This is a genomic window from Neptuniibacter marinus (genome assembly GCF_965223595.1).
GTDB classification, from domain to species: Bacteria; Pseudomonadota; Gammaproteobacteria; order Pseudomonadales; family Balneatricaceae; genus Neptuniibacter; species Neptuniibacter marinus.
This window is the reverse complement of sequence record NZ_OZ245004.1, coordinates 2,517,529-2,543,774: the sequence shown is the minus strand read 5'-3', so window position 1 is coordinate 2,543,774 and position 26,246 is coordinate 2,517,529. Positions and strand designations below refer to the sequence as shown.

26 protein-coding genes are annotated in these 26,246 nt (G+C 43.2%); 3 read left to right on the top strand and 23 right to left on the bottom strand.

Annotated elements, in window-relative coordinates; translation table 11 throughout:
* Nucleotides 1-191: 191 nt before the first annotated feature.
* The 4 genes from ACOQOE_RS12085 to ACOQOE_RS12070 form a co-directional block, all read right to left on the bottom strand.
* Complete coding sequence (locus ACOQOE_RS12085; protein ID WP_420554113.1) at nucleotides 192-770, bottom strand: HupE/UreJ family protein; 579 nt, start codon at nucleotides 768-770, stop codon at nucleotides 192-194.
* A gap of 107 nt (nucleotides 771-877) precedes the next feature.
* Entirely contained in the window at nucleotides 878-1,393 is a 516-nt protein-coding gene (locus ACOQOE_RS12080) for an adenylate kinase (RefSeq protein ID WP_420554112.1), read from the bottom strand.
* A gap of 217 nt (nucleotides 1,394-1,610) precedes the next feature.
* Entirely contained in the window at nucleotides 1,611-2,030 is a 420-nt protein-coding gene (locus ACOQOE_RS12075; protein WP_420554111.1) for a cytochrome b562, read from the bottom strand.
* 161 nt (nucleotides 2,031-2,191) lie between these two features.
* Complete coding sequence (locus tag ACOQOE_RS12070) at nucleotides 2,192-2,632, bottom strand: hypothetical protein (RefSeq protein WP_420554110.1); 441 nt, start codon at nucleotides 2,630-2,632, stop codon at nucleotides 2,192-2,194.
* Between the two features lie 518 nt (nucleotides 2,633-3,150).
* Between ACOQOE_RS12070 and ACOQOE_RS12065 the strand changes: the two genes are divergently transcribed.
* Together ACOQOE_RS12065 and ACOQOE_RS12060 are read left to right on the top strand one after the other, a co-directional pair.
* On the top strand, nucleotides 3,151-4,125 hold the full coding sequence (locus ACOQOE_RS12065) for a DUF1852 domain-containing protein (RefSeq protein ID WP_420554109.1): 975 nt from the start codon (nucleotides 3,151-3,153) through the stop codon (nucleotides 4,123-4,125).
* 44 nt (nucleotides 4,126-4,169) lie between these two features.
* Nucleotides 4,170-5,198: a methionine synthase gene (locus ACOQOE_RS12060; RefSeq protein ID WP_420554108.1), complete on the top strand. Its 1,029-nt coding sequence runs from the start codon at nucleotides 4,170-4,172 to the stop codon at nucleotides 5,196-5,198.
* A 94-nt stretch (nucleotides 5,199-5,292) separates the two neighbouring features.
* Here the strand turns inward: ACOQOE_RS12060 and ACOQOE_RS12055 are convergent, their stop codons facing one another.
* The 3 genes from ACOQOE_RS12055 to ACOQOE_RS12045 form a co-directional block, all read right to left on the bottom strand.
* On the bottom strand, nucleotides 5,293-5,853 hold the full coding sequence (locus ACOQOE_RS12055; RefSeq protein WP_420554107.1) for a hypothetical protein: 561 nt from the start codon (nucleotides 5,851-5,853) through the stop codon (nucleotides 5,293-5,295).
* Nucleotides 5,854-6,042: 189 nt separating this feature from the next.
* Nucleotides 6,043-6,699 (bottom strand): esterase/lipase family protein, encoded by a 657-nt coding sequence (locus tag ACOQOE_RS12050; protein WP_420554106.1) that lies wholly within the window; start codon nucleotides 6,697-6,699, stop codon nucleotides 6,043-6,045.
* A gap of 125 nt (nucleotides 6,700-6,824) precedes the next feature.
* Nucleotides 6,825-7,217, bottom strand: coding sequence for a VOC family protein (locus tag ACOQOE_RS12045; protein WP_420554105.1), 393 nt, complete (start codon nucleotides 7,215-7,217; stop codon nucleotides 6,825-6,827).
* A gap of 662 nt (nucleotides 7,218-7,879) precedes the next feature.
* Between ACOQOE_RS12045 and ltrA the strand changes: the two genes are divergently transcribed.
* Entirely contained in the window at nucleotides 7,880-9,214 is a 1,335-nt protein-coding gene (gene ltrA, locus ACOQOE_RS12040; protein WP_420554104.1) for a group II intron reverse transcriptase/maturase, read from the top strand.
* Nucleotides 9,215-9,310: 96 nt separating this feature from the next.
* Here the strand turns inward: ltrA and ACOQOE_RS12035 are convergent, their stop codons facing one another.
* The 16 genes from ACOQOE_RS12035 to ACOQOE_RS11960 all read right to left on the bottom strand — a co-directional run bounded on the left by ACOQOE_RS12035 (nucleotide 9,311) and on the right by ACOQOE_RS11960 (nucleotide 26,198).
* Complete coding sequence (locus ACOQOE_RS12035; protein ID WP_420554103.1) at nucleotides 9,311-10,348, bottom strand: hypothetical protein; 1,038 nt, start codon at nucleotides 10,346-10,348, stop codon at nucleotides 9,311-9,313.
* Nucleotides 10,333-11,898 (bottom strand): ATP-dependent nuclease, encoded by a 1,566-nt coding sequence (locus ACOQOE_RS12030; RefSeq protein WP_420554102.1) that lies wholly within the window; start codon nucleotides 11,896-11,898, stop codon nucleotides 10,333-10,335. The genes ACOQOE_RS12035 and ACOQOE_RS12030 overlap by 16 nt, the downstream gene beginning before the upstream one ends.
* A gap of 381 nt (nucleotides 11,899-12,279) precedes the next feature.
* Nucleotides 12,280-12,933, bottom strand: coding sequence for a TatD family nuclease-associated radical SAM protein (locus tag ACOQOE_RS12025; RefSeq protein ID WP_420554101.1), 654 nt, complete (start codon nucleotides 12,931-12,933; stop codon nucleotides 12,280-12,282).
* Between the two features lie 215 nt (nucleotides 12,934-13,148).
* The gene (locus tag ACOQOE_RS12020; RefSeq protein WP_420554100.1) at nucleotides 13,149-13,424 is read right to left on the bottom strand and encodes a hypothetical protein; all 276 of its coding nucleotides are present in this window, start codon (nucleotides 13,422-13,424) and stop codon (nucleotides 13,149-13,151) included.
* Between the two features lie 375 nt (nucleotides 13,425-13,799).
* Nucleotides 13,800-14,048, bottom strand: a complete 249-nt coding sequence (locus ACOQOE_RS12015; protein ID WP_067868213.1) for a DUF2164 domain-containing protein — start codon at nucleotides 14,046-14,048, stop codon at nucleotides 13,800-13,802.
* An 18-nt stretch (nucleotides 14,049-14,066) separates the two neighbouring features.
* On the bottom strand, nucleotides 14,067-14,306 hold the full coding sequence (locus ACOQOE_RS12010) for a VF530 family DNA-binding protein (RefSeq protein ID WP_420554099.1): 240 nt from the start codon (nucleotides 14,304-14,306) through the stop codon (nucleotides 14,067-14,069).
* A 199-nt stretch (nucleotides 14,307-14,505) separates the two neighbouring features.
* Nucleotides 14,506-16,134, bottom strand: coding sequence for an electron transfer flavoprotein-ubiquinone oxidoreductase (locus tag ACOQOE_RS12005; protein WP_420554098.1), 1,629 nt, complete (start codon nucleotides 16,132-16,134; stop codon nucleotides 14,506-14,508).
* A 2-nt stretch (nucleotides 16,135-16,136) separates the two neighbouring features.
* Nucleotides 16,137-17,918, bottom strand: coding sequence for an acyl-CoA dehydrogenase (locus tag ACOQOE_RS12000; RefSeq protein WP_420554097.1), 1,782 nt, complete (start codon nucleotides 17,916-17,918; stop codon nucleotides 16,137-16,139).
* Between the two features lie 97 nt (nucleotides 17,919-18,015).
* Nucleotides 18,016-18,942, bottom strand: coding sequence for an electron transfer flavoprotein subunit alpha/FixB family protein (locus tag ACOQOE_RS11995; RefSeq protein WP_420554096.1), 927 nt, complete (start codon nucleotides 18,940-18,942; stop codon nucleotides 18,016-18,018).
* 11 nt (nucleotides 18,943-18,953) lie between these two features.
* Nucleotides 18,954-19,703 (bottom strand): electron transfer flavoprotein subunit beta/FixA family protein, encoded by a 750-nt coding sequence (locus ACOQOE_RS11990; protein WP_420554095.1) that lies wholly within the window; start codon nucleotides 19,701-19,703, stop codon nucleotides 18,954-18,956.
* 61 nt (nucleotides 19,704-19,764) lie between these two features.
* On the bottom strand, nucleotides 19,765-21,426 hold the full coding sequence (locus tag ACOQOE_RS11985; protein ID WP_407937495.1) for an acyl-CoA synthetase: 1,662 nt from the start codon (nucleotides 21,424-21,426) through the stop codon (nucleotides 19,765-19,767).
* A gap of 50 nt (nucleotides 21,427-21,476) precedes the next feature.
* On the bottom strand, nucleotides 21,477-22,400 hold the full coding sequence (locus ACOQOE_RS11980) for a branched-chain amino acid ABC transporter permease (RefSeq protein ID WP_067868230.1): 924 nt from the start codon (nucleotides 22,398-22,400) through the stop codon (nucleotides 21,477-21,479).
* A 9-nt stretch (nucleotides 22,401-22,409) separates the two neighbouring features.
* Nucleotides 22,410-23,297 (bottom strand): branched-chain amino acid ABC transporter permease, encoded by an 888-nt coding sequence (locus ACOQOE_RS11975; RefSeq protein ID WP_067868231.1) that lies wholly within the window; start codon nucleotides 23,295-23,297, stop codon nucleotides 22,410-22,412.
* Nucleotides 23,298-23,365: 68 nt separating this feature from the next.
* Nucleotides 23,366-24,574 carry an ABC transporter substrate-binding protein gene (locus ACOQOE_RS11970; protein ID WP_420554094.1) on the bottom strand — a complete coding sequence of 403 codons (1,209 nt, stop codon included), beginning with the start codon at nucleotides 24,572-24,574 and terminating at the stop codon, nucleotides 23,366-23,368.
* 65 nt (nucleotides 24,575-24,639) lie between these two features.
* Nucleotides 24,640-25,401, bottom strand: coding sequence for an ABC transporter ATP-binding protein (locus ACOQOE_RS11965; protein ID WP_082792438.1), 762 nt, complete (start codon nucleotides 25,399-25,401; stop codon nucleotides 24,640-24,642).
* Nucleotides 25,398-26,198, bottom strand: a complete 801-nt coding sequence (locus ACOQOE_RS11960; RefSeq protein WP_067868233.1) for an ABC transporter ATP-binding protein — start codon at nucleotides 26,196-26,198, stop codon at nucleotides 25,398-25,400. Before ACOQOE_RS11960 ends, ACOQOE_RS11965 begins: the two co-directional genes overlap by 4 nt.
* Nucleotides 26,199-26,246 lie beyond the last annotated feature (48 nt).

The following is a 26,246-nucleotide window of genomic DNA, read 5'->3' as shown; positions in this document are numbered from 1 at the left end:
AAGATCGCCAGTAAAAATAGTGGGGTATAGACTAGCTCTGCTTAAAAAAGTGGCTGTTAGTGCCAGTAGCATTAAGAAATGTCTAGTTTAGCTATTCCCTAATAGGTGAAGTAATAATGGCAGTTTTGGGCCGTACAGGGTAGAAAAAACGGCCATTATTACGACGTCATATCAAGCTCATTGTTAGGCTTTTACATGATGACTAAATGGAAACCTATACCCGCAATGCCTGCACCTAGGTATCTTAAGAGCTGCGCTCCATTTGCAAGCTTTACTGCAATGGTACCTATTAATACACCTATAACATGAATACTCGCTGTACCCACAATAAAGCCAAGCGCATAGTAGATCGGACTTGCTAAGTTAGGCATCTCAATGCCGTGTGCGTAGCCATGAAAAATGGCAAAAAAACCAACAAAACACATGGCTAAAATAGGTGCGATTTTTTTCTCAATTGTAAGTGATATACCTAAAACAAGCACGGAAATTGAGATGCCTGTTTCAACAGAAATTAAGGCAAAACCATTTAATCCTAGGATACCGCCCACTAACATTATGGATACAAAAGTTGTGGGTACTAACCATAGGGCTCGTCCGCCCATTTGGGCGCTCAGGATACCTACACTTAGCATAGCTAGTAGATGATCAAACCCAAGGACAGGGTGAGATAACCCCGCTAAAAAGCCTCCACCACTTGCTTGGTGTGCATAAGCGACGCTGGGAAGAAGCATGGAAAGAATAATGCCTGAGAGTGTTAATAGTTTTTTCATAATTAGCTTTGGTTTCTTTTATTTATTTAGTTAGTGGCCCAAACAGGTAAATGTTTTGCGCGAAGCAAAGCAAAATATTTATCGCTACCTTGAATCGTTATATGCATCTATTTGACATTTTTGTATGCAAAGTTATTCAGTTCAGAGACCGACTTAACTATATATAATGACTTTCGATCTGACAATTTTTCTAATCTTGCAATGAAGTCTTCATTCCAAAATTTTGGGCATAGTCGTAAAACTTTATAGCTCTCAATAGTGCCTTTAAGTACGGAACTACCATCAGGCCATCCTTCAGGTTTTACGATAAGCCCTTTTAGAAGTCGCTTAGTCACAAACCAATAGCTTGTTATGTAGGGCAGATCAACGTAGATCAATGTGTCTGCTGCGTCTAAACGCTGGTGAAATGAGCTTATTGGTCCAAATCCATCAATGATCCAGCTATCAGACGCTAAGATAAGCTCATGTGCTTCATCGAATGAGTTGCGATCTACCAGCTCCCCATTCTTTTTGTACAGGATTGAATCTAGCTGATGTAACTGTATACCTGTTGCTGATGCTAGTGCTTTACTTAAAGTAGATTTTCCGCTTCCGGGCTTACCAAAAACTGCTATTTTTTTCATAAGGCCTCTTTAGATAATTTATTCCCATGAGGCAGAAACAGAAAACCCACCTTTCATGGGTGGGTTTAATAAATTGCAGATGCATCACAACTCCCACCATTCCTATGGAATGATGATAATTCGAGATGCTTTGTGCGTAAGATTTAGATTCATACAACTTATCTTGCTAGAAGAGTACAATCCTGTCAACTGTGGACCATTGAGTCAGGTTCCTTTTTTACTTCAAAAAGTTGAGGAGCATCTCCCAGATGCTCGGTTTAGCTTTTTTATGGTACTCCGTACGTAACTGATCGACAGTGCTGAGTTGCTGCTGAACTGCGCTTAGGTTGTCAGCTGTAGCTGGTGGGATAGCCTCAACAAAACGCTCGACTTTATTTAAACCTTCCAGCGAAATTACTTTGCGTTCAGGCGAAAAATCATAGGTTTGCGCACTTTTGAGATATTTTTTGAACTCGCCAATATTTTGATTAAAGCTTTGGGCAGAATCAGTATCCAGTGCATTTTTATAATGCAGCCGCATCTGTTTCATCGTTTTCTTTAAATTCAGGGGCTCACCTGCGCTGCTATATCCAGAAAAAGCGATTAATAAGATAAGCGACAAAGAACTAAGTAACAGTTTTAGAGATATGCGTTGCATAAACAAAATCGACCTTCACAGTGATTAGGGTATTTGCAAGGCAATATACCAGATCTGCGTAGCGAGCACCTTATAGATGAGTGTTGCTCGCTATCACCTTTGTAAGCGGGCTAGCGAGCGAGTTTATTGGTTGTGTTTAAAGGATTAATCGATAAAGTCGATTATTGAGCGGGAATCACGACTGCTTGCTTACCAACGGGGATAGGTTGGCCACCTTGTGCCGCCGCGTATGTTTCGGCTTCCGGCAAGGATGTGAACCAGATGTTGGGATAACCTGCATGTTTTAATGCGAGGCTGTAATCAAGCGGTTGCTCTTCGGGCTGGGCTTGGATCTTTTTCTTGTATTCAGACCAATTAAGGCTTCCAGCCTCTAGGGCTAACATTTGCAATATATGTTTGCGCTGGATTGTCTCTCGTCGACGGTATAGTTCGGGTAATGAAGTTTGGTGAAAGGTTTCGCTGGAAATCAGTCTTCGTAAAACAGGAAGAGAGTGGGGACGTGAATCCGATTTAGCCGCACGGTGTAAGGATTTTGCCACGCGTAATATCGATTTGAGTAATTCGTTTTCGGGTGTGTTAAGACCACAGATAGGATGAGTCATATGCATATCGCCTACTTAAACCGGTCTACTCGCTATGAACCTGAGATGATATGCAAGCGGCTGCTTGCGAAATATATATGATTGGTACTGTCGTTTTTGCGAGGCAGGCGTCCAATAAGCCTGAGCGCATTATCTTCTGACTAGGCTGTAGCTGTCAATATGGGATCTGTAAAAACGATCCGGTTTGCTGTATTAGCTCATCATGAACAATAAGATCATCTATTCGAATCAGTCTAATAGGCATAACCCTTACCTGTTGATATTTTCGCATACTTATCTGTATGAATTAAATTCAATGCAAATCAAAAATAAACCATTTTTATTCATATTCTATTGCGAGTATAAAATACATTCAGCTATTCAGCTTAGACAATATTGCAGTTGACTCTTAATGAGGTCGCACAGGTCAAAATGATGGTGACGACGATTAACAGGGGAAACCAGAAAACAAGTAAGACGGTCTAGCGATGGTAGGGAATAAATTCAGATTTTATATCAGGAAGTAGGGTGCGATTACGATGAATACAGACTTTACCTTTACGATTAAGCGCGTTGGCTTCGATAAAAACTATCGCCCGTCAGACAATACGCGTGTCACGACTAACTTTGCGAATTTGGCCAGAGGCGAGCGTCGTCAAGAAAACTTGTCTAACACCCTAAAGATGATTGATAACCGTTTTAATGCGTTGGCACATTGGGATAATCCTAACGGAGATCGTTATTCTGTCGAATTAGAAATTATTTCTGTAGATCTTGATATCGAAGGCAATGGTCAAACCTTCCCCGCTATTGAAGTATTAAAAACAAACATTGTTGATCATAAAACCGGTGAGCGCATTGACGGCATTGTAGGCAATAATTTTTCTTCTTATGTGCGGGATTATGATTTTAGTGTATTGCTTCTGGATCATAATAAGCATCAGCCTAAATTCAGTATCCCAGATAACTTTGGGGAGCTGCACGGTAAGCTTTTTAAATATTTTGTTAAGTCTAAAGCTTACAAACAGCATTTTAAAAAACCGCCGGTTATTTGCCTCAGTGTGTCTGATAGTAAAACTTACTACCGAAAAGAGAATCAGCATCCCGTTTTAGGGTTTGAGTATCAACCTAATGAGCCATCCTTGACTGAGCAATACTTTGAAAAGATGGGCTTACAGGTTCGTTACTTTATGCCGCCAAATAGCGTTGCTCCGTTGGCTTTTTATTTCCTTGGCGATTTACTGAATGATTACACCAACCTCGAACTGATTAGCACAATTAGTACGATGGAGACCTTTCAGAAAATATATCGACCTGAAATTTATAATGCCAATGCTGTGGCAGGCCAATGTTATCAGCCTAAGCTGAAAAACCGAGATCACTCCGTCACCCAAATTATTTATGACCGAGAAGAGCGTAACCAGTTAGCTAATGAACAAGGGAAGTTTGCTGAAAAACACTTCATCAAACCCTACCAAACCCTGCTTGAACAGTGGTCAGCTCATTACGCTTAATCTCTAGGTCCAATTATTCATCTAAATAGACGGCATTACTTATTATGAAAACATTATTACCCACTTCAACTGCAGGCAGCTTACCTAAACCCTCGTGGCTTGCAGAACCTGAGACGCTTTGGTCACCTTGGAAGTTGCAAGGAGAGGCGTTAATTGACGGCAAACAGGATGCGCTACGTGTGTCATTACACGAACAGCAACATGCCGGTATTGATATTGTCAGTGATGGCGAGCAAACGCGGCAACATTTTGTGACGACTTTTATTGAACACCTCGATGGTGTTGATTTTGAGAAACGTAAGACAGTTAAAATTCGTGATCGCTATGACGCGAGCGTCCCCACAGTTGTTGGCCCCGTTTCCCGCCAGAAACCTGTGTTTGTTGACGATGCTAAATTTCTACGCCAACAAACCAAACAACCGATTAAATGGGCGCTACCAGGCCCCATGACGATGATCGACACGCTCTATGATGATCATTATAAGAGCCGTGAAAAGCTCGCGTGGGAGTTTGCCAAAATTCTCAATCAAGAAGCGAAAGAGTTAGAAGCGGCGGGCGTTGATATCATCCAATTTGATGAACCGGCATTTAATGTTTTTTTTGATGATGTAAATGACTGGGGGATTGCGTGCTTAGAGCGAGCGATTGAAGGACTTAGCTGTCAAACCGCTGTACATATCTGCTATGGCTACGGCATTAAAGCCAATACTGATTGGAAAAAGACATTAGGGTCGGAGTGGCGACAATATGAAGCCGTGTTCCCTAAACTGCAAAAGTCGAATATCGATATTATCTCATTAGAATGTCACAACTCCCATGTACCTATGGAGTTGCTTGAATTGATTCGCGGTAAAAAAGTCATGGTAGGGGCGATTGACGTAGCAACCGACAAAATTGAGACAGCCGAGGAGGTCGCCCATACCTTGAGAAAGGCGCTTGAATTTGTCGATGCTGATAAGCTTTATCCATGTACCAACTGCGGCATGGCACCTTTATCTCGTCAAGTTGCCAGTGCCAAACTCGAAGCGTTAAAAGCAGGTACAGAGATTATTAGGCGAGAGCTTTTAGCCTAAAAATGACGGGCTCAGAAAGACTTTTTAGTGAGAGGGCTTCACTACTGAAAATCGCTTTCAGCAAGGAATCTGAGCCGGTTATTCCTATTGATGCTTATGCTCGAATCCATGTTTTTTTATTTTTAGATACACGGCGAATTTTTTCTGCTCGAATTAATTGATTTAACGCTTTAGTAAATTCAGGTTTTGGCTGTTTCAGTTTTTTTCGCACAGCCTCGGTCGTTTGAGCCGTCTTGAGTTGGTCGTAGATCATTTGCTCCAAACTTTGTAGCAGTTTCTTTGGTTCTACGATCCGTTTCTGCTGAACGTCTGATTTAGGCTTTAGCGCAATTTTAGAATTTACCTTATGAAGTTTGCACTGGAATGAGAACGCTGTGGTTAGCGCATTATCTTGCGTATAAAGAATAAACTGACAAGCACTTCGTTGTACTTCAGATAATGATGCAATAATTCCGATTAAGTTTCCTATAACGTAGAAGTCGGCTTGGTTCGGCCCGCTGGGGTAGCTTGATACGTAGAGAAATAGTTTTCTTTCGCAAGCCTCTTTTACCGCTTCGTTTTTTGAGAAAACAATAACCTTATCTGAAATAGAAGCGTCAATCGCTTCAACGCCTTTCAAGCCAATATTTTCAGCATCTACGAATATAAATCTCAAAAAAATACTCCTTATCTTTTGAGTGTGTAAAGAACGTAAGAGTCAGGCCTGGCATTGTGCAGTACCCGTTATTCATCGACTCACTGGCGAATAACTAACCTCAACATAATCGCCTATCTTCTTCATCGTGTAATGGCCACTTTTATAAGCCTTCAGCATGAACACATGCTGTGCTCGTTTAACGCGCTGTTAGAGCGAAACCCTATGATGCTGAAACTTTCCCTTTTTCAGGAAGATTTTTACCTGTTGAATCACCGCATCATCTCGCATAAGAAAGGGGTGAGAAACGGACATCATGATGTGGTCAGTCATCCCTTCTACTTTTGTGTTTTCGACAGACACTTTGCCATCGTCAGGGTTTGGAAGCATTTGAGAAAGTATTGGATTAATAGTTGAACTGCCCGCTATTACGCCTACTTGATAGGTCACTGCTCCAAGTGAATTTGGAACACTTGTTTTATCTGTGCCTAATTCTAAACCTGCAGGGCCATTAATAAATTCAAATCCAGGAACGTTTTTTAATTTATCAACAGCCTCACTTCCTTTATTCGGTGGGCCTAGCATTACCACACGACCTAAGCGGTCTAGTTTGTTATCACTTAAATATTGACGTAAAACAATCCCACCCAAAGAGTGAGTAACAAAATTTATGGTTAGGTTAGGTTTACATTGAGCGACAGCATTAGGAATATAATTTTTGGCTATACTCTCAATATCATGTTTGGTTGAAGGGTAGTCAAAGTTCACTACGGCATAACCCGACTTTTCAAGTTTTGCTTCCATTTTATTCATAGAACTATCGGAACGAGCCATCCCATGAAGTAAGACAACACATTCCTCAGCCATTGAAAAAGTACTCCATAAACACAAAATCAAACTGAATAATCTTATTCTCATAGGATGCTCTCGATAGTGCGCTTTAGTGGACAAAGCGCGCTTGATCTTGCCCCGATAAAACGGATAGGTTCTCCTTAGTCGCAGCGGTACATTCCACAAATTTTATGACCATCGAGATCCAAGAAATAGCACAGGTGCTTTTTGCCAGTCGAATTATCACGTAAGCCTGGAGGAGCTTCAATACTAGTAGCGCCGTTTGCTATGGCAACAGAATGAAATTCTTTTACTTGCTCTGGTGAGTCACAAGCAAAGCCAATAGTTGAACCATTAGCTGCACATGCGGGTTCACCATTTATAGGCTCAGTAACACAAAACACTGACCCATTATGAACATAGAACAGTCGTTTCTGGCCAGTGTCATTTACATTATGTACTGGCTCGTTGATACCTAGCACAGCTAATACAGAGTTATAAAAACGTTCTGAACCTTCTATATCATCGGTTCCGATCATAACATGGCTAAACATTTCGTTATCCTTTTAACAACTCAATGACAATTCATTTATTGAGATTTAATTGATGAAAGCTGCGTAAAGGCATAGGAGCCTAACGTCCGCATTTGCGGCTGGTTTGGAGCGCAGCGGAAGACCAGTCCGACAACATGTGTGTACGCCCAGCATGGGTATGAACTAATGAGGTGAAAGTCCTCTGTAGGAAGGTCACCATCCATAGCGATTTATATCGTTTATTAGATGATAACTACTAGCGAATGGCAAGGGCCAACCTGCGAGGGACGGTCTAAAGGAAGCCTGACGCAAAACTGCGAGCTGATGAACAAGAACATTATATGAGGCGTAGGCTGGAGGCGAGTTGGCACAAGACAACGAAGCCGTGTGATCTAACGGCCACCGTAAATGATGCAGTTGCGCAGGGACAGTTCATGCTCTTATCTGGGGAGATCTGCTTAACAAGCGATCGGTAAACCACCAGTAAGGCTCTGGTCAATAAGTGCCTTGGCTCCGCTGAATGTATCGCCAGTGGAGAGCGAACTAGATACAAACCGATAGCGCTGGCAGAGGTAACTTTGCCAGTGATTAAGCAGAAGTCAGCAGACGGCATAGTAGCCCAACGGTCAGCGTAATGGCTGATACATGGTGAAGGCCTGAACATTAAGAATAAAGGAGGAGCCTTGTCACACTTGAACGCACGAACGCCGTCAGGCGATGACGTGATTCAGCGTAGTGATCTGAAGCCAGCCTTTAGTAACGATCTATTTGAGCGTGTGCTGCAACGGGATAACCTCTCAGCGGCATGGAAACGCGTTCAAGCCAATAAAGGGGCTGCAGGAGTGGATGGCATGACCATCAACGAATTTCCCGTATGGGCAAGAGCAGGACACTGGACGAAGGTCACTACCGAACTGGCAACAGGTCGATATACGCCCTCACCGGTCAGACGCGTTGAAATCGATAAACCCGATGGTGGTACTCGCCAACTGGGGATTCCAACCGTCTGTGATCGAGTGATTCAGCAAGCGATTGCCCAAGTCCTTACGCCTATTTTTGATCCCGATTTCTCAAACAATAGTTTTGGATTCCGGCCAAATCGAAATGGGCAACAGGCGGTAAAGCAGGTGCGAGACATCATCAAGGAAGGTCGCCGCTTCGCGGTCGATGTCGATCTGTCTAAGTTCTTTGACCGAGTTAATCACGATCTGCTGATGACGCGCCTTGGTGACAAGGTGAAGGACAAACGTCTTCTACGATTGATTAAACAATACCTGCGAGCTGGGTTTGTCGACAACCAGTTCTATGGTGTGAGCCGAGAAGGTGTACCGCAAGGCGGGCCACTATCGCCGCTACTAGCGAACATCATGCTCGATCCTCTGGACAAAGAACTTGAGAAACGTGGCCATAAGTTTGCCCGCTATGCCGACGACTTTACGATAGTGGTAAAGAGTCAGCAAGCAGGTGAACGCGTACTACGCAGTATCAGTCAGTACTTGCAAAACCGCTTGAAGCTGGTCGTCAATACCGATAAAAGTCGCGTCGTTAAAACCAGTGAGAGTAAGTTCTTGGGGTTTACCTTCAAGGCTGGTCGTATTCAATGGCATGAGAAAACGCTACTGAAATTTAAGCAGCGGATACGCATGTTAACGAATCGTAACTGGGGGGTGCCGATGAAATATCAGCTCTTCAAAACCAGCCAATTTATACGTGGCTGGATTAACTATTTTGGCATCGCCAATTGCTACCAACTCTGCGTCGATCTAGATCATTGGATTCGGCGCAGAATAAGGATGGCTTACTGGCGGCAGTGGCGAAAGCCACGCACCAAGGTAAGGAACCTGATGAGTCGAGGCGTCCACGTACAGGCGGCTGTTGCGTGTGGCATTACCAGTAAAGGCCCATGGCGAAGCTCTAAAACACCGGGGATTAATCAGGCATTATCCAATGCTTACTTAAAATCTCAGGGGCTTTATGAATTGCGCGATGGATGGATCAAGCTTCACTATTCTCAGTGAAACGCCCTGTGCGGATCCGCATGCAGGGTGTTGTGGGGGGCTGAGGGTTAGAGACCCTCGGCTACCCGATTATACGCTTTCGTAAGCATGGCTCAATCACAACACCTGATACTTCTTTAATGATTTTTCAGGAACAAAATACAAATTTCCTTTAGCTCTGGTGCAAGCCACATAAAGCTTGTTCTTTGTAGTTGGATTAAGCTGATCTAGATTGGCATTATCAAAAGCTTTTAGGGTTGTCGGATTTAGCACGACACATACATCTTGGAAGTGATCTAACCCTTTTGTATTTCCCCAGTTAGCAGTGTTTCCTGCATACCTATCACTTTTTTGATAAAAGAGCTTAACAACGGAGTTGTCATTGAAAATTGAATCAATCTCACCAACATTGTCAATATATCCTACCACGACCTCATCTTCTCGATGAGATAAAATCTTGATCCCTACATTTTCAGATACAAAAGCACAAACACTAGGGCTACAGCGATAACTGTTTGATAGCGATGTTAAATCTATCTCAAAGCCTGCCTTTTTTAGTTTATCGCAGTATTTATCAAAAGATTCATGCAATGATTTCTGAGTATTTCCATCACGACTGGTGTCGAAAGTATGCTGATAAAAATCTCCTACCAATCGCATTTCTACATTTGCTTTTGCTAAGGCGCAAATTAGATTGAAATCGTTTGCAGCGAAATCTTGCACTTCGTCAATAAATACCGAGTCATAGAACTTTTCAATTCTTTTTATTAAATCAGGAACAACATTAAATTCAATTAGTAGTTTAGCTATACGGTTTGCGTACAGCCGCTCACTCTTATCAATATAATGCTCTCTCGTATCCTTTTTAGCGCGTTGTGCGTATTGAGGTAAGGGGAAATTGAAGTTAATCCCCTTGGTTTTTAGCTCATATCCGCAAATAGGTCTAAAACAAAATGAGTATAAAAATGTAAAGTAGCTATATATCCGAATTCCGACAGGAATCTCTCCAAATTTATCAATCACTCTATTTTTTAGGTGGCGAGTATTGTTTTCGGTATAAGTAACGATCAAGCACCGACTATCAGCATTAAGTGAATCAATGATGCTCGATGTCTTCCCTGATCCTGCAACGGCAAATACTACTCGTTTATCCATTGTATCGCCTGCTGAATATATTCCGGAGAATCCAAGTCTTCTGCATGATTTTCCACAAGTCTAAGTGAACTTTCTGCCTTATTACTTAGCATGAAATCGAGAGGCTCTTTTTGTATATTACCCCCAGAAAACAATGCATCGCATATTGCTTTATTTTTACTATAAAGGCAGACCTCAAAGGTGTAATTATTATCATCCGCATCCGAAAACACCCTGATATTGTCTGCCGTATGGTCGACATAGTTATCTATACAAGTTCCTTGGTAATCTCCATCATTATCGCGAATTATCGCCGCTCTAATATTAAGAGTTTTTGCTAGTTCCATGTAGCGTTTAAAGCTGGTTCCACCCACAGAAATAACATGCACTTCATCTTCTTCAAAAGTCCTTCCCGTTGACCTTTTGTATAGTGTGTCAAACAACATATACTCTGCATCCCCTTCAACAAGAATAACTTTTCTTGATAGCACGAACTCTAGAATATTATTGTCTGGAGCTTTCATGAAAAATTTTGAAGTTGAGGATGATAGATCATTTAGCTTAAGCGGCTTATCACTGTTGCTATTTAGAAGTATGGACTTTCTTAAATCTAATCGAGTGCTTATTAAACTACTGTGAGTTGCGATAATTATTTGATTTTGATGGGACTCTGATATTTTAGAAATAAGCCTTTTCATGTTGCTGTGGCTTAGATGATTTTCAGGTTCCTCTAAAAGGAGGGTATCTAATGTATTATTCTCAGCGTTACGATTCAGAGCGAACTCAGTTTTTATGAAGCACTGCTGCCCTTGCCCTCTAGCATCTATCGGAATATCACCTTGAGTCAGAGTGATGTCAGCTTCCAGATTGTATTTTGACCCTGAGCGTATGGCCAGCTCGTAACAGCCTAACCCAGCATTGATATCTCTGAGTTTATTCTCTTTGAATTGTATTTTTTGTAATCTATATTCGTTGCTCAGGCTTACTCTATTTGCATGCTCTACAGTGGAATCATAAACTGTTCTTATGTATTCGTTGTTTGCATGCTCGCTATTAATTTTTGAGCTATCTATTGTTAAACACTTGAGAAATCGGCGATAACCGGAATATGCCTCACCATTAAAAGTAATGAATTTAACAACATAAAATTCAAATGGAAAATTTCCGTTATCTAATGCCAAGACTTGATTGATTTCATTGATTAATTCTTCATTGGGAAGACAAATCATATGCAGCCCGCTAGCATTGATATTTTTCGAATTGTGCTTTCCGAAAAGATCGGGATTTGTTTCATCACTCAAATAAGCTTCGACATGAACTTCAGGTAAGTTACCAAACGTCTTTTTACCCGCTAAAAACTCAGTTATCGATTCTTTATTAAGAATTGACTCAATACCTGTAGTTTCAACTTTATGCCTGCTTCCGCTGGAAAGCAGTTCGATTGCTTGTAATATTGAGCTCTTACCGGCTTCATTATCTCCAATGATAGTATTAATCTTCGAATCAAATTCGACTTCAAATTCTTTGAATCTTTTATAGTTAATGAGCTTGAGTTGTTTTATGTGTTGCATGATTTCCTTTTCCAGTTCTGTGGAAATGCTAGTAGATTAAATTGAGCGTATAACAGCTAAATATATGACAGATTGTCGCGTTTAAACACGACAAGTTGTCATATATCTACATGAAACGAGTGGATGAAGGGGACGTAGGTGTTTGAATATCATAAGCTTTCCTTAGCTGGGGTTTTCTCTTCCTTGGAGAAAAATACAAAACTGTCAGGCTATCCTTACATAAACGAGGGCCGTTTTAAATACTCTGTTTGTCTGTAATTGATTATAACGCAAAAGCCAGTTTTTCCTTGTGTAACTTAATACCCCAACAGAGGATTTGAGTCGGGTTGTTTGTTGTTTGTTATTTGTTATTTGTGATCTGTGATCTTAAGTCTTGGTCGGTCAGCCAACCACATCCAACTCGCGCTGTTTAAACTGAGCGCCTAGGTTTTCGGTTATCTCTCGGCACTTAATTATATCTACGCCTTCAAGTCCGTTAATCGCTGATACTTGCACATGAGGGATCAGTTCGGCGGCGCGTTTTATAAAGGCTTGTACTGCTTTAAACGAGTCGGGAAGGGCGGGGTGGCAGTGTTGTTGGTATACCGTTTCGTTTTGGGCATTAAGAGAGATAGATAGGGCATCTATACACTCTGCCAGTTCTGGCACTATATCCCGTTTATGAAATAGGCTGCCTAAACCATCGGTGTTGAGCCGTGTTTTTCCGTCGTGTTCTTTTATCCAATGGGCGATCTCAAGTAGGGCTTTTAATCGGAGTGTAGGTTCGCCGTAACCGCAAAATACTATCTCATCATATTTTGATGGAGTGCCAATTTGCTTGATAATTGTGGCGGCTTTGGGTTGTTTGGTTAAGTAAAGTTCGTAGCCTTTAACTGCGGTTGAGCCGTTGTGTTTTGGGCAGAACTGGCATGCTAATGTGCAGCGATCGGTTAAGTTGATATAGAGGCTATTGTCTATTTGATAAGTGTAAGTATCGCATTGGTTAGACGATGTTTTGCGTTTGGCTGTATTTGGACGACTTTTGCTTGGGCTCATTGGAGTATGGATATTTGGCTAAGTAGGCTTGTGATCCTATCAGCCTCGATAGCATGTCATGTTGATGGTTATCAATAAATGAGCATCCAGGGGAGTGAGTCAGTGCAAGACTTAGTTTTAACTGTATAGGTAAAAACGATCCGGCGGGGTGAACTGAAATGGATATCACCCCTCGCCGGTATCGAAAGGACTTGCTTGCTATATGATAAAATTTTCTACGCTGCTTTTTTAGCGTTATGTTCTGGGTGAGTGGCAATAAAATGGTTAAGCACTTTTCTTAACATATCTGCATGCCGGTAATGCTTCGCACGCTCTGCCTTTTCAATATCATCGATAATGATAGATTTTATTTTCTGTTCACCTTGATGGGTGATTAGGTAGTGTCCTAAAGCCATAGCTATCATTGAATCGATATGTTCATGTTCTGCAATAGCATCTACTTCATCAGCAGTTAGATCACTTAGTTCTAAGCATTCTTCGTACGTTATCATCTCTATCCCTCAGCCTTATTTTTATCAAACTATTTGGCGTTGCCGAGTCAATTCGCTAACCGGTAAAACTGATTGTAGGAGACAAATATTAATAACTCTAATCATTTAGTAGGATAAAATTTCACCAAGAATAATCATTAAAAAAATTAGATTCATGTTGCGGCTGCGGTAGATAATAATTGTTCAATAATGCTGTGCAGCTATGATGAGGACTAGCGTTGTTGTGCGTGACAGCACGTGTGATTATCTGCTTCTCATGGAGAAGTCTAGATTTTTAAAAAATAATAACTTTATGCTTTTAGGGTATGAGCAGAGTAGGGTTGCGGTTAATTTAAAACGGATGTTTTATAGCTGAGAAAGGAGAATATTTTTAATTTAGGAAGGGGTTACTTTTTCCATTTCATAGAATGCATCAGAGATATCCTCTAGTTTTTGACTGACAATCAACTGAGCATCGCTTAGGCCTTTATTGTAATAATGCGCACCAAACTCCTTAGAGATGAAGTCGAGGAGAAACTCACACTCAAACTGTCCTATATCTTGTTCCATTTCCTTTTCGAAATAGGATTTTAGTTTTGCCACTAAGAGCGCTTTTTCATCGGTCGAAAATTTAATCTCTGACATAATTTATTTCCAGCTGTTTTATTTGCTATTCCAAGGATTCTGCTTTGAGAAAGTGTATAGATAAAGCTGCTCTACCTTCTCTCTTGCCCAAGGTGTCTTTCGTAAAAACTTCAGTGATGACTTAATCGACGGATCCCTTTTAAAACAGTTGATGTCGATCTTTTCGGCCAAACCGTCCCAACCGTAGTGGGTTTCGAGTTGAGTAACTATATCGGCAAGTTTTACCCCGTGTAAGGGGTTGTTGGGTTGAGTTGTCATTTAGGTCACAGGTTTGCAAGGATTAAGATAAACGATGATACGGGGTTGCTGAGCAGAGAACCATAGAGTGCGGGGATATTTCTGATAAGTCGTCGGCAAGTGTGGCCTATAAAAAGGCCCTCCAGAAGAGGGCAAGAAGGCACCGAGCCTTGAAACCATAAATGGTTTCCGATGATTCGTTTACGGGCTGCTTTAACAGTTACATATTTGGATAGTTGGGACCTCCTCCGCCTTCTGGTGGAACCCACTGAATATTTTGACAAGGGTCTTTAATGTCACAGGTTTTACAGTGTAGGCAGTTCTGTGCACTAATTTGCAGTTTTTTACCAGCCTCATCTTCGATGATTTCATAGACTCCTGCTGGGCAGTAACGTTGTGCAGGTTCATCATATAAAGGGATATTTACGGTAAGAGGAATATCCTCTTTGCTTAGTTGTAGATGACAAGGTTGATCTTCCTCATGGTTTGTATTGGATAAAAATACAGAGGAGAGTTTATCGAAGGATAGTTTTCCGTCCGGTTTAGGATAAGTGAGCTTTTTACTTTCACTTATACGCAGTAGTTTAGCGTGGTCTTCTTGACGGTCATGAAGTGTCAACGGTATCTTTCCGTTGAAAATATTCTGATCTAAGGTGTTAAAAGCGCCACCAATCCAAGGGCCAAATTTATGCAGAGCGGGGCCAAAGTTTCGCGCGTTAAATAGCTCGCTATACAGCCAGCTTTCCTTATAAAGAGTATCGAATGTTTCAGCTTCTTTATCGCTACTTTTTAAGGCGTTATTAATCGCTTCCGCTGCGATCATGCCTGACTTCATGGCCGTGTGAACCCCTTTTATACGGGAGAAGTTTAGCGTTCCTGCATCACAGCCAATCAGAATCCCACCAGGGAATTGCATTTTAGGAAGCGAGTTGTAGCCGCCTTTAGTGATCGCTCTTGCACCGTAAGATACGCGTTTACCGCCTTCCAAGTATTGGGAAATCATTGGGTGATGTTTAAGTTGTTGGAACTCATCAAATGGACTCAGCCAAGGGTTGCTGTAATTAAGATCGATAATTAAGCCAACGGCTATTTGATTGTTTTCTAGGTGGTAGAGAAAAAAGCCACCACTCGTATCACCATGTAAAGGCCAGCCCGAGCCGTGGATAACGAGTCCCTGTTGATGTTTAGCAGGATCAATGTCCCAGAGTTCTTTTAGGCCTATACCGTAATGTTGCGGATCTTTATCTTTATCAAGGTTGAAGTTATGGATTAACGCTTTACCTAAATGCCCTCGGCAGCCTTCGGCAAAGATAGTGAAAGGGGCGTGAAGCTCCATGCCCGGCATATAGTTATCTTTAGGCATATTATCTCTGCCTACACCCATGTCACCGGTTAGGATGCCTTTTACGCGCCCATTATCATCGTATACAACTTCAGAGGCGGCAAAGCTAGGAAATATCTCTACCCCTAAGGATTCTGCCTGCTCTGCTAACCAGCGGCTGAAATTACCGAGGCTGGCAATATAATTACCTTGATTATGCATGCTCTTCGGTGCCATCCAATGTGGAATTTTTATCGAAGAGGTGCTGTCTTTTAGCAGGACGATTTCATCCTGTTCTGTGGCTGTTGTTAAGGGGGCGCCCATCTCTTTCCAATCAGGGAATAGTTCGTTCAAGGCTTTAGGGTCAATAACAGCGCCTGAAAGTATATGAGCGCCAACTTCTGAACCTTTTTCTACGACGCACACATTTAGCTCTGGGTTTAGTTGCTTCAGTCGACAGGCACTGGCCAAGCCAGCAGGACCCGCACCAATAATGAGGACGTCGAACTCCATCACTTCATGTTCCATAACTACACTCCCTGCATCTGCTCTATATCTAATGCAAACGTATTGGATAGGCCGGTGAGTACCGTATCGGCATGTTGCTTAACACGCGGTAGATAGTGTTCTGCATAAAAACTGGCGGTTGCAATTTTTCCTTGTAAGAAGGGGTCCCCGTAAGGGTTTTCTTGTGTGATTAGTTTGTTCGCTAAAAGGGCGCTGCGAGCCAATAACCAGCCACCGGTTAAATAACCCATCATCATCAGGTTATCAAAACTAACATTACCCATGGTTTGTGGATCATTGGCCGTATTTTCTAGAATCCAATCACCGGCTGATACAGCACTTTCTAAGGCTACTTTTAGTGGGTGTTGAAGGGCCTGCAGTTGTTTGTTATCGGAGGCTGTGAGTTGATTGAGTGTTTCATTAATATCTGCATGTAGTGCTTTAAGGGCCATGCCTTTATCAAATAAAGTTTTACGCCCGATTAAATCGAGTGCTTGGATACCTGTAGTGCCTTCATAGATCGGAAGAATACGGGCATCACGATAGTGCTGTGCTGCGCCGGTTTCTTCAATAAAACCCATACCACCGTGTACTTGGATGTTAAGTGAGGTTAGTTCTTGCGCTAATTCGGTCATCCAACCTTTAACAATAGGTGTGTATAGCTCTACTCTGGCTTTGGCTGCTTCATCGCCACTATGGGCGTGATCAATATCTGCGGCGGCACTGTAAGCGAGTGCGCGCATCGCTTCATTACCTGCTTTCATAGCCATTAGCATGCGGCGCACATCGGGGTGATCGATGATGGCAATTTTTTGGCCATCACGACGACTACCTTGAAAGCGTTCTTGGCTGTATTGCAGCGCTTGCTGATAGGCTCGTTCTGAGATAGATAAACCCTGTAAGCCAACAGCTTGTCTGGCATGGTTCATCATGGTGAACATATAGCTTAAGCCTTTGTTCTCTTCGCCGACGAGGTAGCCAATCGCTCCGTCGTTATCGCCAAAGCTCATTACGCAAGTTGGGCTGCCATGAATCCCCATTTTATGTTCTAAAGAGATGCAGCTAACATCGTTCAATTCAGCGGGTTGGCCCTGCTCATCTAAACAATATTTTGGGACGATAAAGAGGGAGATCCCTTTTACTCCGGCGGGAGCATTAGGCAGCCGGGCTAGTACAAGGTGAACGATGTTGGAGGTCATTTGGTGATCCCCCCATGTGATAAATATTTTTTGGCCGCTAATTTTGTAGTGATCACCTTCAGGTTCAGCTTTAGCTGCAACCGCTGCAAGATCTGAGCCTGCATTTGGTTCGGTTAAGTTCATTGTACCTGTCCATTCACCACTGATAAGTGGTGGGAGGTAGTGCGCTTTGAGTATTTCACTACCATGGGCAATCAGGGCTTCGACAGCACCTTGGCTTAGCATTGGGCAGAGTGCGAAAGACATATTTGATGAATGCCAAAGCTCATTAACGGCCGTACCTATAACATTAGGTAGGTTCTGTCCTCCAAACTCTTCAGGACCGGTTAGTGTGGCCCAACCATTTTCTACAAACTGTTGGTAAGCGTCGGCAAAACCAGCAGTTTCTTGTACTTTACCGGCAGAAACCGATGACCCTTTTTCATCACCAACGCTGTTTAGAGGGGCGAGTATATCTGAAGCCAGTTTGCCGGCTTCTTCGATAATGACGGTGGCTAGTTCAGTATTAATATCTTCTAATTGCAGTTTTTCACAAAGCTGGTTGAGTCCGATGAGTTGATCCAGTACAAAGCTGGCATCTTTCAACGGGGGAGTATAAGTGCTCATAACGATCCTCTTTTTTAAAAAGGAGGCTTAGACTGGAAACGGTTTTACGTAGTCCAAGCCTCTTAAGGTCAAGCAGGGGTGCTACATGAATAAAGGATTATAGTTTCTGTTCAAGCTCAGGTACTGCTTCAAACAGGTCGGCTACTAGTCCATAGTCTGCTACGGAAAATATGGGTGCTTCTTCATCTTTATTGATGGCGACAATGATTTTCGAATCCTTCATCCCTGCAAGATGTTGGATTGCACCGGAGATTCCGACCGCAATATAGAGATCAGGGGCAACAATCTTGCCGGTTTGCCCAACTTGTATATCGTTAGGGACAAAGCCTGCATCGACCGCTGCACGGGAAGCGCCAACTGCTCCACCTAGTTTGTCAGCGACCTGTTCTAACAGAGTAAAGCTCTCGCTATTTCCCATACCTCGGCCGCCAGATATAACCACTTTTGCTGCGGTTAATTCAGGACGGTCCGATTGCGCTATCTCTTCTGAAACAAAGCTAGAGAGGTTACTTTCAATCTGTAGATCCACATTTTCAATAGGTGCATCGTTACCTGTAGATGCCGCTTCAAAGGCGGTACCACGGACGGTAATAACTTTAATATTATCGAGTGACTGGAGTGTCGCAATGGCATTGCCTGCATAGATAGGGCGTTGGAAAGTATCTGCGGATTCCACCGCCGTAATATCTGAGATCTGCCCTACATCAAGTAGCGCTGCCACTCTAGGCAAAATGTTTTTCCCGTTGCTCGTTGCAGGCGCTAGTATGTGGCTGTAAGCCGTACCTAATTGACTGATTAACTGTGCCGTATTCTCTGCGAGGTGATGAGCATAAACAGAGTTGTCAGCAAGTAGTACTTTGCTAATTCCTTCGACACTAGCCGCTTCATCGGCCACGTTTTGACAATTAGAGCCAGCAACCAAAAGGTGGAGGCCTTGGCCCATTTGAGCCGCGGCTGTTACGGTATTGAGTGTGGCACCTTTAAGGGTGCAGTTATCATGTTCAGCAATAATTAGAATAGCCATTTGTTCACCCCTTAAATTACTTTCGCTTGGTTTTTGAGTTTCTCGATCAGTTCATCAACGCTGCTTACTAATATGCCAGCACTGCGTTCAGCTGGAGGGGTAACTTTAAGCAATTTACTGTGCTGTTTTAGCTCAACCCCTAAAGTTTCGGGGGTAACAACTGCCAGTGGTTTTCGTTTCGCTTTCATAATATTGGGTAGTGATGCATAGCGAGGTTCATTTAAACGAAGGTCTGTCGTGATAATGGCGGGTAGGGTAAGGCCAAGGGTTTGTAAGCCGCCATCGATCTCGCGGATAACTTGGACTTCACCTTCCTGAAGGTTAATCTCTGAAGCAAAAGTACCTTGTGGCATATTGAGTAGTGCCGATAGCATTTGTCCCGTCTGGTTGTTATCGGAATCGATGGCTTGTTTACCCATAATGATGAGATCGGGTTGTTCATCGCGGACAACTTGAGCTAACAGTTTTGCCACATTTAGTGATTCAAGGTTATCGCCGGTTTCGACCTGAATACCACGGTCTGCACCGAGGGCGAGTGCTGCCCGAATTTGTTCCTGACAGGCTTTGGGCCCAACCGATACTGCAACTACCTCTTGAGCGCTACCTGCTTCTTTAAGACGAATGGCTTCTTCAACAGCGATCTCACAGAAAGGGTTTATCGCCATTTTGGTATTGCTTAAGTCAACATCTGAATTGTCAGCTTTAACCCGCACTTTGGCGTTGTAATCAATAACGCGTTTTACAGCGACTAATATTTTCATTTCGGTACCTCTATTATTCCTCAGGGGTGTTGAATCCACTGAGGTTATTTTAATCATGTTCTTAACTATCTTGTTCGTCTGAATAATTGGCCCTGTCGCGGAGTAAATATTTTTGGATTTTTCCTGTCGATGTTTTAGGCAGTGGGCCAAAAATAATATCTTTTGGCGTTTTAAAGTGGGCCATATGCTCGCGGCAGAAAGCGATAATTTCCTGTGCGGTAACCTCTCGATCGAGATCTTTTAAGGCGACAAAGGCACAAGGGGTTTCCCCCCATTTCTCGTTACTTTTAGCAACAACGGCGGCTTCTTGAATCATCGGGTGGCGATAGAGCACATCTTCAACTTCAATACTGGATATATTCTCGCCACCGGAGATAATGATATCTTTCGAACGATCTTTGATTTCTACATATCCATCTGGATGCCATACAGCTAAATCGCCGGAGTGGAACCATCCACCCTCGAAGGCTGCGTGAGTGGTGTCTGGATTTTTAAGATAGCCCTTCATCACTAAGTTGCCGCGCATAAAAATCTCGCCCATAGTCTCGCCATCTTGAGGAACCGGCTCCATTGTTGTTGGGTCCGCAACCATCAAGCCATCAAGCATTGGGGCGCGAACCCCTTGTCGAGATTTAAGACGCGCTTTTTCATCTAAAGGCTTGTCATTCCACTCATCGTGCCAAGCGCAAATTACAGAGGGGCCGTAGGTTTCGGTTAGACCGTAAACATGAGTGACGTTAAATCCTAGAGCTTCCATACCTGAGATCACTGATGCAGGTGGTGCAGCGCCTGCAGTCATTACATTAACTTGATGTTCTATACCGGTTTTTAGGTCATCATCGGCAGAATTAAGCATGTTTAATACGATAGGAGCACCGCAGAAATAACCTACTTTTTCTTGTTTAATTAGGTTAAAGATATGATCTGCACGGACATGACGTAAGCAAACGTTAACCCCTGCCATAGCCGCAATACCCCAAGGAAAGCACCAGCCATTACAATGGAACATAGGAAGTGTCCAGAGATAAACAGGATGTTGCTCCATTCCCCAAGATATAGCGTTACTAATGGCGTTTAGATATGCACCGCGGTGGTGATACACAACGCCTTTAGGATCCCCTGTAGTACCTGATGTGTAGTTTAGAGTTATCGCATTCCACTCATCTTTAACGGAGTAGGGGGTGAAATCTTCATCGCCTTTTTGCAAAAAAGCTTCATAGGTCAAATCGCCAATAAGTTCGCCGTGTTGCCAATAGGGATCATCTATATCAATAACTAGAGGTTTGTTCTCGACAAGTGTAAGAGCTACTTTAACAACGTCACTAAACTCTTTGTCGGTGATAAGTACTTTGCTTTCTGCATGTTGCAGAATAAACGCGACCGCTTCCGCATCAAGGCGAATATTGATTGAGTTTAGCACTGCACCACACATAGGTACGCCAAAGTGAGCTTCAAAATGTTCGGGTAGGTTTGGGGCCAAAATGGAGACCGCTTCCCCAGGTTTGACACCATATTCATGCAGCGCACTGGCTAAACGTTTGCAACGTGTGTAAGTTTCAGACCAGCTATAACGGGTATCGCCGTGTACTGTTGCCGTTCGGTTAGGGTAGACGCTGGCCGCCCGTTGAATAAATGTAATAGGCGTCAGTGCCGCGTAGTTGGCTTGGTTTTTATCCAGATCTGTTTCGAAGGCAGATTCGTTATTGTTTTCATTTATATTCACGATGCTCTCCATGTTTGTTGTTATCCCAGTAGCCGAAATTAGTGTTACGCTTAAAAGTTATTGCGCTTAAACTTCATGAGTTGGCCAACAATGCCGCTACGGAAGCTAAGTACGCAGATGACGAATACTGCACCCATAATAATGTGGATGTAGTTACCCATCTCTCCACCTGATAGGTAGTTCTGCATAGTGACAATAAAACCGGCACCTAATACGGGGCCAAAAATAGTGCCGACCCCACCGACTAAGGTCATTAATATGACCTCTCCAGACATGTGCCAGTGCACATCTGTTAGAGAGGCGAGTTCAAATACGAGTGTTTTTGTTGATCCTGCAAGAGCGGCTAGCGCCGCTGAAATCACAAAGGCTAACCATTTGTAATGGTTGACGTCATAACCTAAAGAGGTCGCGCGATCTTCGTTTTCACGAATGGCTTTAAGTACTTGGCCAAATGGAGAGTGAATGGTGCGATTAATTAACCAATAACCGGCGATAAAGATAACCAGCACGAAGTAATACATAACCATATTGTCGGATAGATCAATTAAACCGAATAGAGCACCGCGAGGAACGCCTTGTAAGCCATCTTCACCGTTGGTGAATGGTGCTTGTAAATAGAAGAAAAAGATCAGTTGTGCCAGCGCTAATGTCACCATGGCGAAGTATATGCCTTCACGTTTGACTGCGAGTTTGCCGAATATCGCACCCAGCAAGCCTCCTGCAATTGTACCTAGGAGAATCGCAACTTCAGGGGTTAAGCCACTGTGGATCATTAAGTAACCGGTAACATAGCCACCGGTTCCTAAAAAAGCGGCATGACCAAATGAGAGTAGGCCAGCAAAACCTAGTAACAGATTAAAGGCGCAGGCAAACAGAGCAAAGCAAAGCACTTTGGCCAGAAAAACAGGGTAGAGCAGCGTTGGTGCTAGCAAAGCTAGGGCGAGAAGACAGAGATTAAGTTTCATATTATTCATAATAGGTTCCTAAGCTTCCTTACCGAAAAGACCCGCGGGTTTTAGTAGCAGCACAATAACCATTACTAAAAAAATCACGGTGTTAGAGGCTTCTGGATAGAAGTACTTAGTGAGTCCTTCGACAACACCCATGCCTAAGCCGGTAATAATGGCTCCCCCTATAGACCCCATGCCGCCAATAACAACGATGGCAAAGACGGTTATTAGAATATTGGATCCCATATCAGGTGATACCGAGTAGATTGGGGCTGCCATAACGCCAGCAAAACCGGCTAAAGCCACTCCAAAGCCAAAGGTAAGAGTGACAATGAGCGGCACATTGATCCCGAAGGCTTGCATCAGTTGCGGGTTTTCAGTGCCAGCACGTAGGTAAGCACCAAGTTTAGTTTTTTCGATCATCCACCATGTGCCAGCACAGACAAGGACTGACACAATAATGATCCAAGCACGGTAGTTAGGCAGGTACATGAAAGGGAGCTTTGTGCCGCCTTTTAATGCGTCTGGTACAGCGTAGGACAAGCCGGAAGAACCAAAAGCATGGGTAAATACCCCTTGGATTATTAGAGCAAGACCAAAAGTTAACAATAAGCTGTAAAGGTGATCTTCATTGGCGATAGGACGGATTAGAAAACGTTCCATGAGAATGCCAATCAAGCCAACCGTTAAAGGAACAAGGATGAGTGCAAACCAGTAGTTTATACCCATATATTTCAATGCAAGGAGTGCAATAAAGGCACCCAGCATATACATAGCGCCTTGGGCGAAGTTGATGATTTTTAATAGCCCGAAGATGATTGCTAATCCTAGACTAAGCAGGGCGTAAAAAGAGCCGTTAATCAGTCCGACCAGTAACTGGCCAAACAGGGCAAATAGATTAATATCAAAGAGTGTAGCCATAACAGAAAAATTACCTTTCTGAACTATATAGAGCGATAAAGGCGGCTCTTTTCAGAGCCGCTAACCGATCAGGAAAAGTTACACTGAGGTAGCATAGGGCTATATGCCTCGTTACCTGGAATCACTTTAATAATCTTATAAATATCGTTTTTATCTTTACGCTTTTCTTTCTTTTTAATCTCTACGTAAAGCATGTCATGTATCATGCGGCCATCTGGGCGTAGGGTTGCGTTACGGGCAAAAAAGTCGCTAGGTTTTGTCTCTTTCATTGTTTTCATAACAATATCGGAGTCGTCAGTTCCTGCTGTTTTAACCGCATTTAGATAGTGGGTTGTGACTGAATAAACGCCTGCGTGGATCATGCTTGGAATCGCACCATGACGTTGTTCAAAGCGCTTACTCCATTTTCGTGTTTCATCATCCATATCCCAGTAAAAGCCGGATGTAAGGCGCATGCCTCCTGCGGTAGCGGGATCCATCGCTTGTGCATTAGGTGTAAAAACCAGTAGACCAGCTACATCCATCTGTTCCGTTAGGCCAAATTCAGCAGCTGCCTTTAGGGCGTTAACTGTATCGTTACCCGCGTTGGCTAGAGCAACGACATCTGCGCCAGAGGCTTGGGCCTGCAGAATGTAAGAGGAGAAATCTGTTGTACCGAGTGGCGCACGAACATTACCGAGAACTTCGCCACCATTTTCGTTAATAACTTTACTGGCCATGCCTTCAAGTGCATGACCGAAACTGTAATCTGCGGTAATGAAGAACCATTTCTTTTTGCCCGCCTGCACCATAGGTTTAACGGTACCGTTGGCGAGTGCAACTACGTTATATGTCCAATGCACGTTATATGGGTTACACGCTTTTGTTGTGAAGCTGTTTGATGCAGAACCCGAAATTAAGGTGATATTTTTGCTGTCCGCATTTACCTTTGATACTGCGCCGGATACCGCGGAAGAGACTAAGCCTCCAATGGTATCGACCCCTTCATCTTCTACCCATTTACGGGCAATCGCAGAAGCTACATCCGGTTTTAACTGGGAATCCGCACTGACCATTTCAATGGGTTTTCCTAGTACACTTCCACCAAAGTCTTCAATCGCCATTTCTGCTGCAATAACACAGCCTGAACCACAAATGTCTGCGTAGGTACCGCCCATATCTGCCAATATGCCCAGTTTCACCTGACCATCTGTGGCTGCTTGAGCGCTACAAATCATGGTTGCGGCGATTGCGCCCGATACAACGGTAGATAAAACTGATGTGTTGGTTTTTTTCATTTTCTGACTCCGGTTTGGTTTGTTTTTATTTTCTGTTGGGAAACAGTTAGTGATATAACCAAGGGCTAGACGCCCAAATAGGTGTTAAGTAGTTCAGTTTTGGCTTCCAATTCGTTGGCGTGTACTTCTTCCACAATGTGGCCGTGTTCCATCACGTAATGACGGTCAGCAATAGGTGCTGCAAAACGGAAGTTCTGTTCAACCAATAAAATGGTAAGACCGCGCTCTTTGAGGTTCCTAAGGACCTCGCCCAGTTTCTGCACAATGACGGGGGCGAGACCCTCAGTTATCTCATCCAAGAGTAGGATATTTGCGCCGGTGCGTAGAATGCGGGCCAAGGCCAACATTTGCTGCTCACCACCAGAAAGGCGAGTGCCTTGGCTTGTGCGGCGTTCGTAGAGGTTTGGGAACATGTCGTAGATCTCTTCAAGGCTGACCCCATCAGAGCGTACATTCGGCGGTAACATTAGGTTTTCTTCCACATTAAGACTGGCAAAAATACCCCGTTCTTCAGGGCAGAAGCCTAAGCCAATATGTGCAATTTTATGGGCAGGCATAGCGATAGTTTCATGACCATTAATCACAATCTGCCCGCTGCGTTCACCTACCATATTCATAATGGCTCTAAGCGTGGTAGAACGACCGGAACCGTTGCGACCTAATAGGGTCACGAGTTCTCCTTGATTCACAGTCATGTCGATGCCATGTAAAATGTGTGATTCACCATAAAATGCATGTAAGTTATTAATGCGAATTTTTTCTCGGTGACTGGCGTGGAAGGCTGGGTTAGCAATAGATTCGCTATGGCTTGATGCGTGCTCGATCATGATGCCACCTCCGCTGTTTGCTTAGTGTCTACATCGTCTGCTGCGGTACCCATATAAGCTTCACGGACGCGGGCATCGGCAGAAACACTTGCATAATCACCTTCGGTTAGAATAGCGCCCCGTTGTAATACAGTAATCCGATCTGCGAGTTTAGATACAACATGAAGATTGTGTTCCACCATCAAAATAGTGCGATCTTTAGATACCTTTTTAATCAGGTCGGATACTAAGCCTACATCTTCATGACCCATACCTTGAGTCGGCTCATCCAGTAGCATTAATTCAGGTTCTACGGCGAGTGTTGTTGCAATCTCTAATGCCCGTTTACGGCCATAGGAAAGGTCAACAGTAACGGTGTTCGCAAAGCTTTCTAAACCTACAGACTCCAGTAGCGCGAGAGCTTTATCATTTAAACGATTAAGAATCTTTTCCGAACGCCAAAAATGAAAGCTATTGCCTTCTTTACGTTGTAGCGCGATACGCACATTTTCTAAAACACTTAGGTGAGGAAATACCGCGGAGATCTGGAAGGATCGGATCACACCTTTACGGGCAATTGCGGCTGGTTTCAATGGTGTAATATCCTCACCTTGAAACAGAATTTTTCCAGAGGTTGGTTGAAGAAACTTTGTTAATAAATTGAAGACAGTCGTTTTACCTGCTCCGTTGGGGCCTATTAAAGCGTGAATATGTCCCCGTTGGATATTCAGATTAACATCATCGACTGCTGTAAAACCTTTAAAGGCTTTTGTCAGATTACGGGTTTCAAGAATGAAATCCTGTGCTGGCTGGGTCATCGCTTGCTACTCTATTCTGGCCGAAGTCACTGTGAAATGTTGATCAGG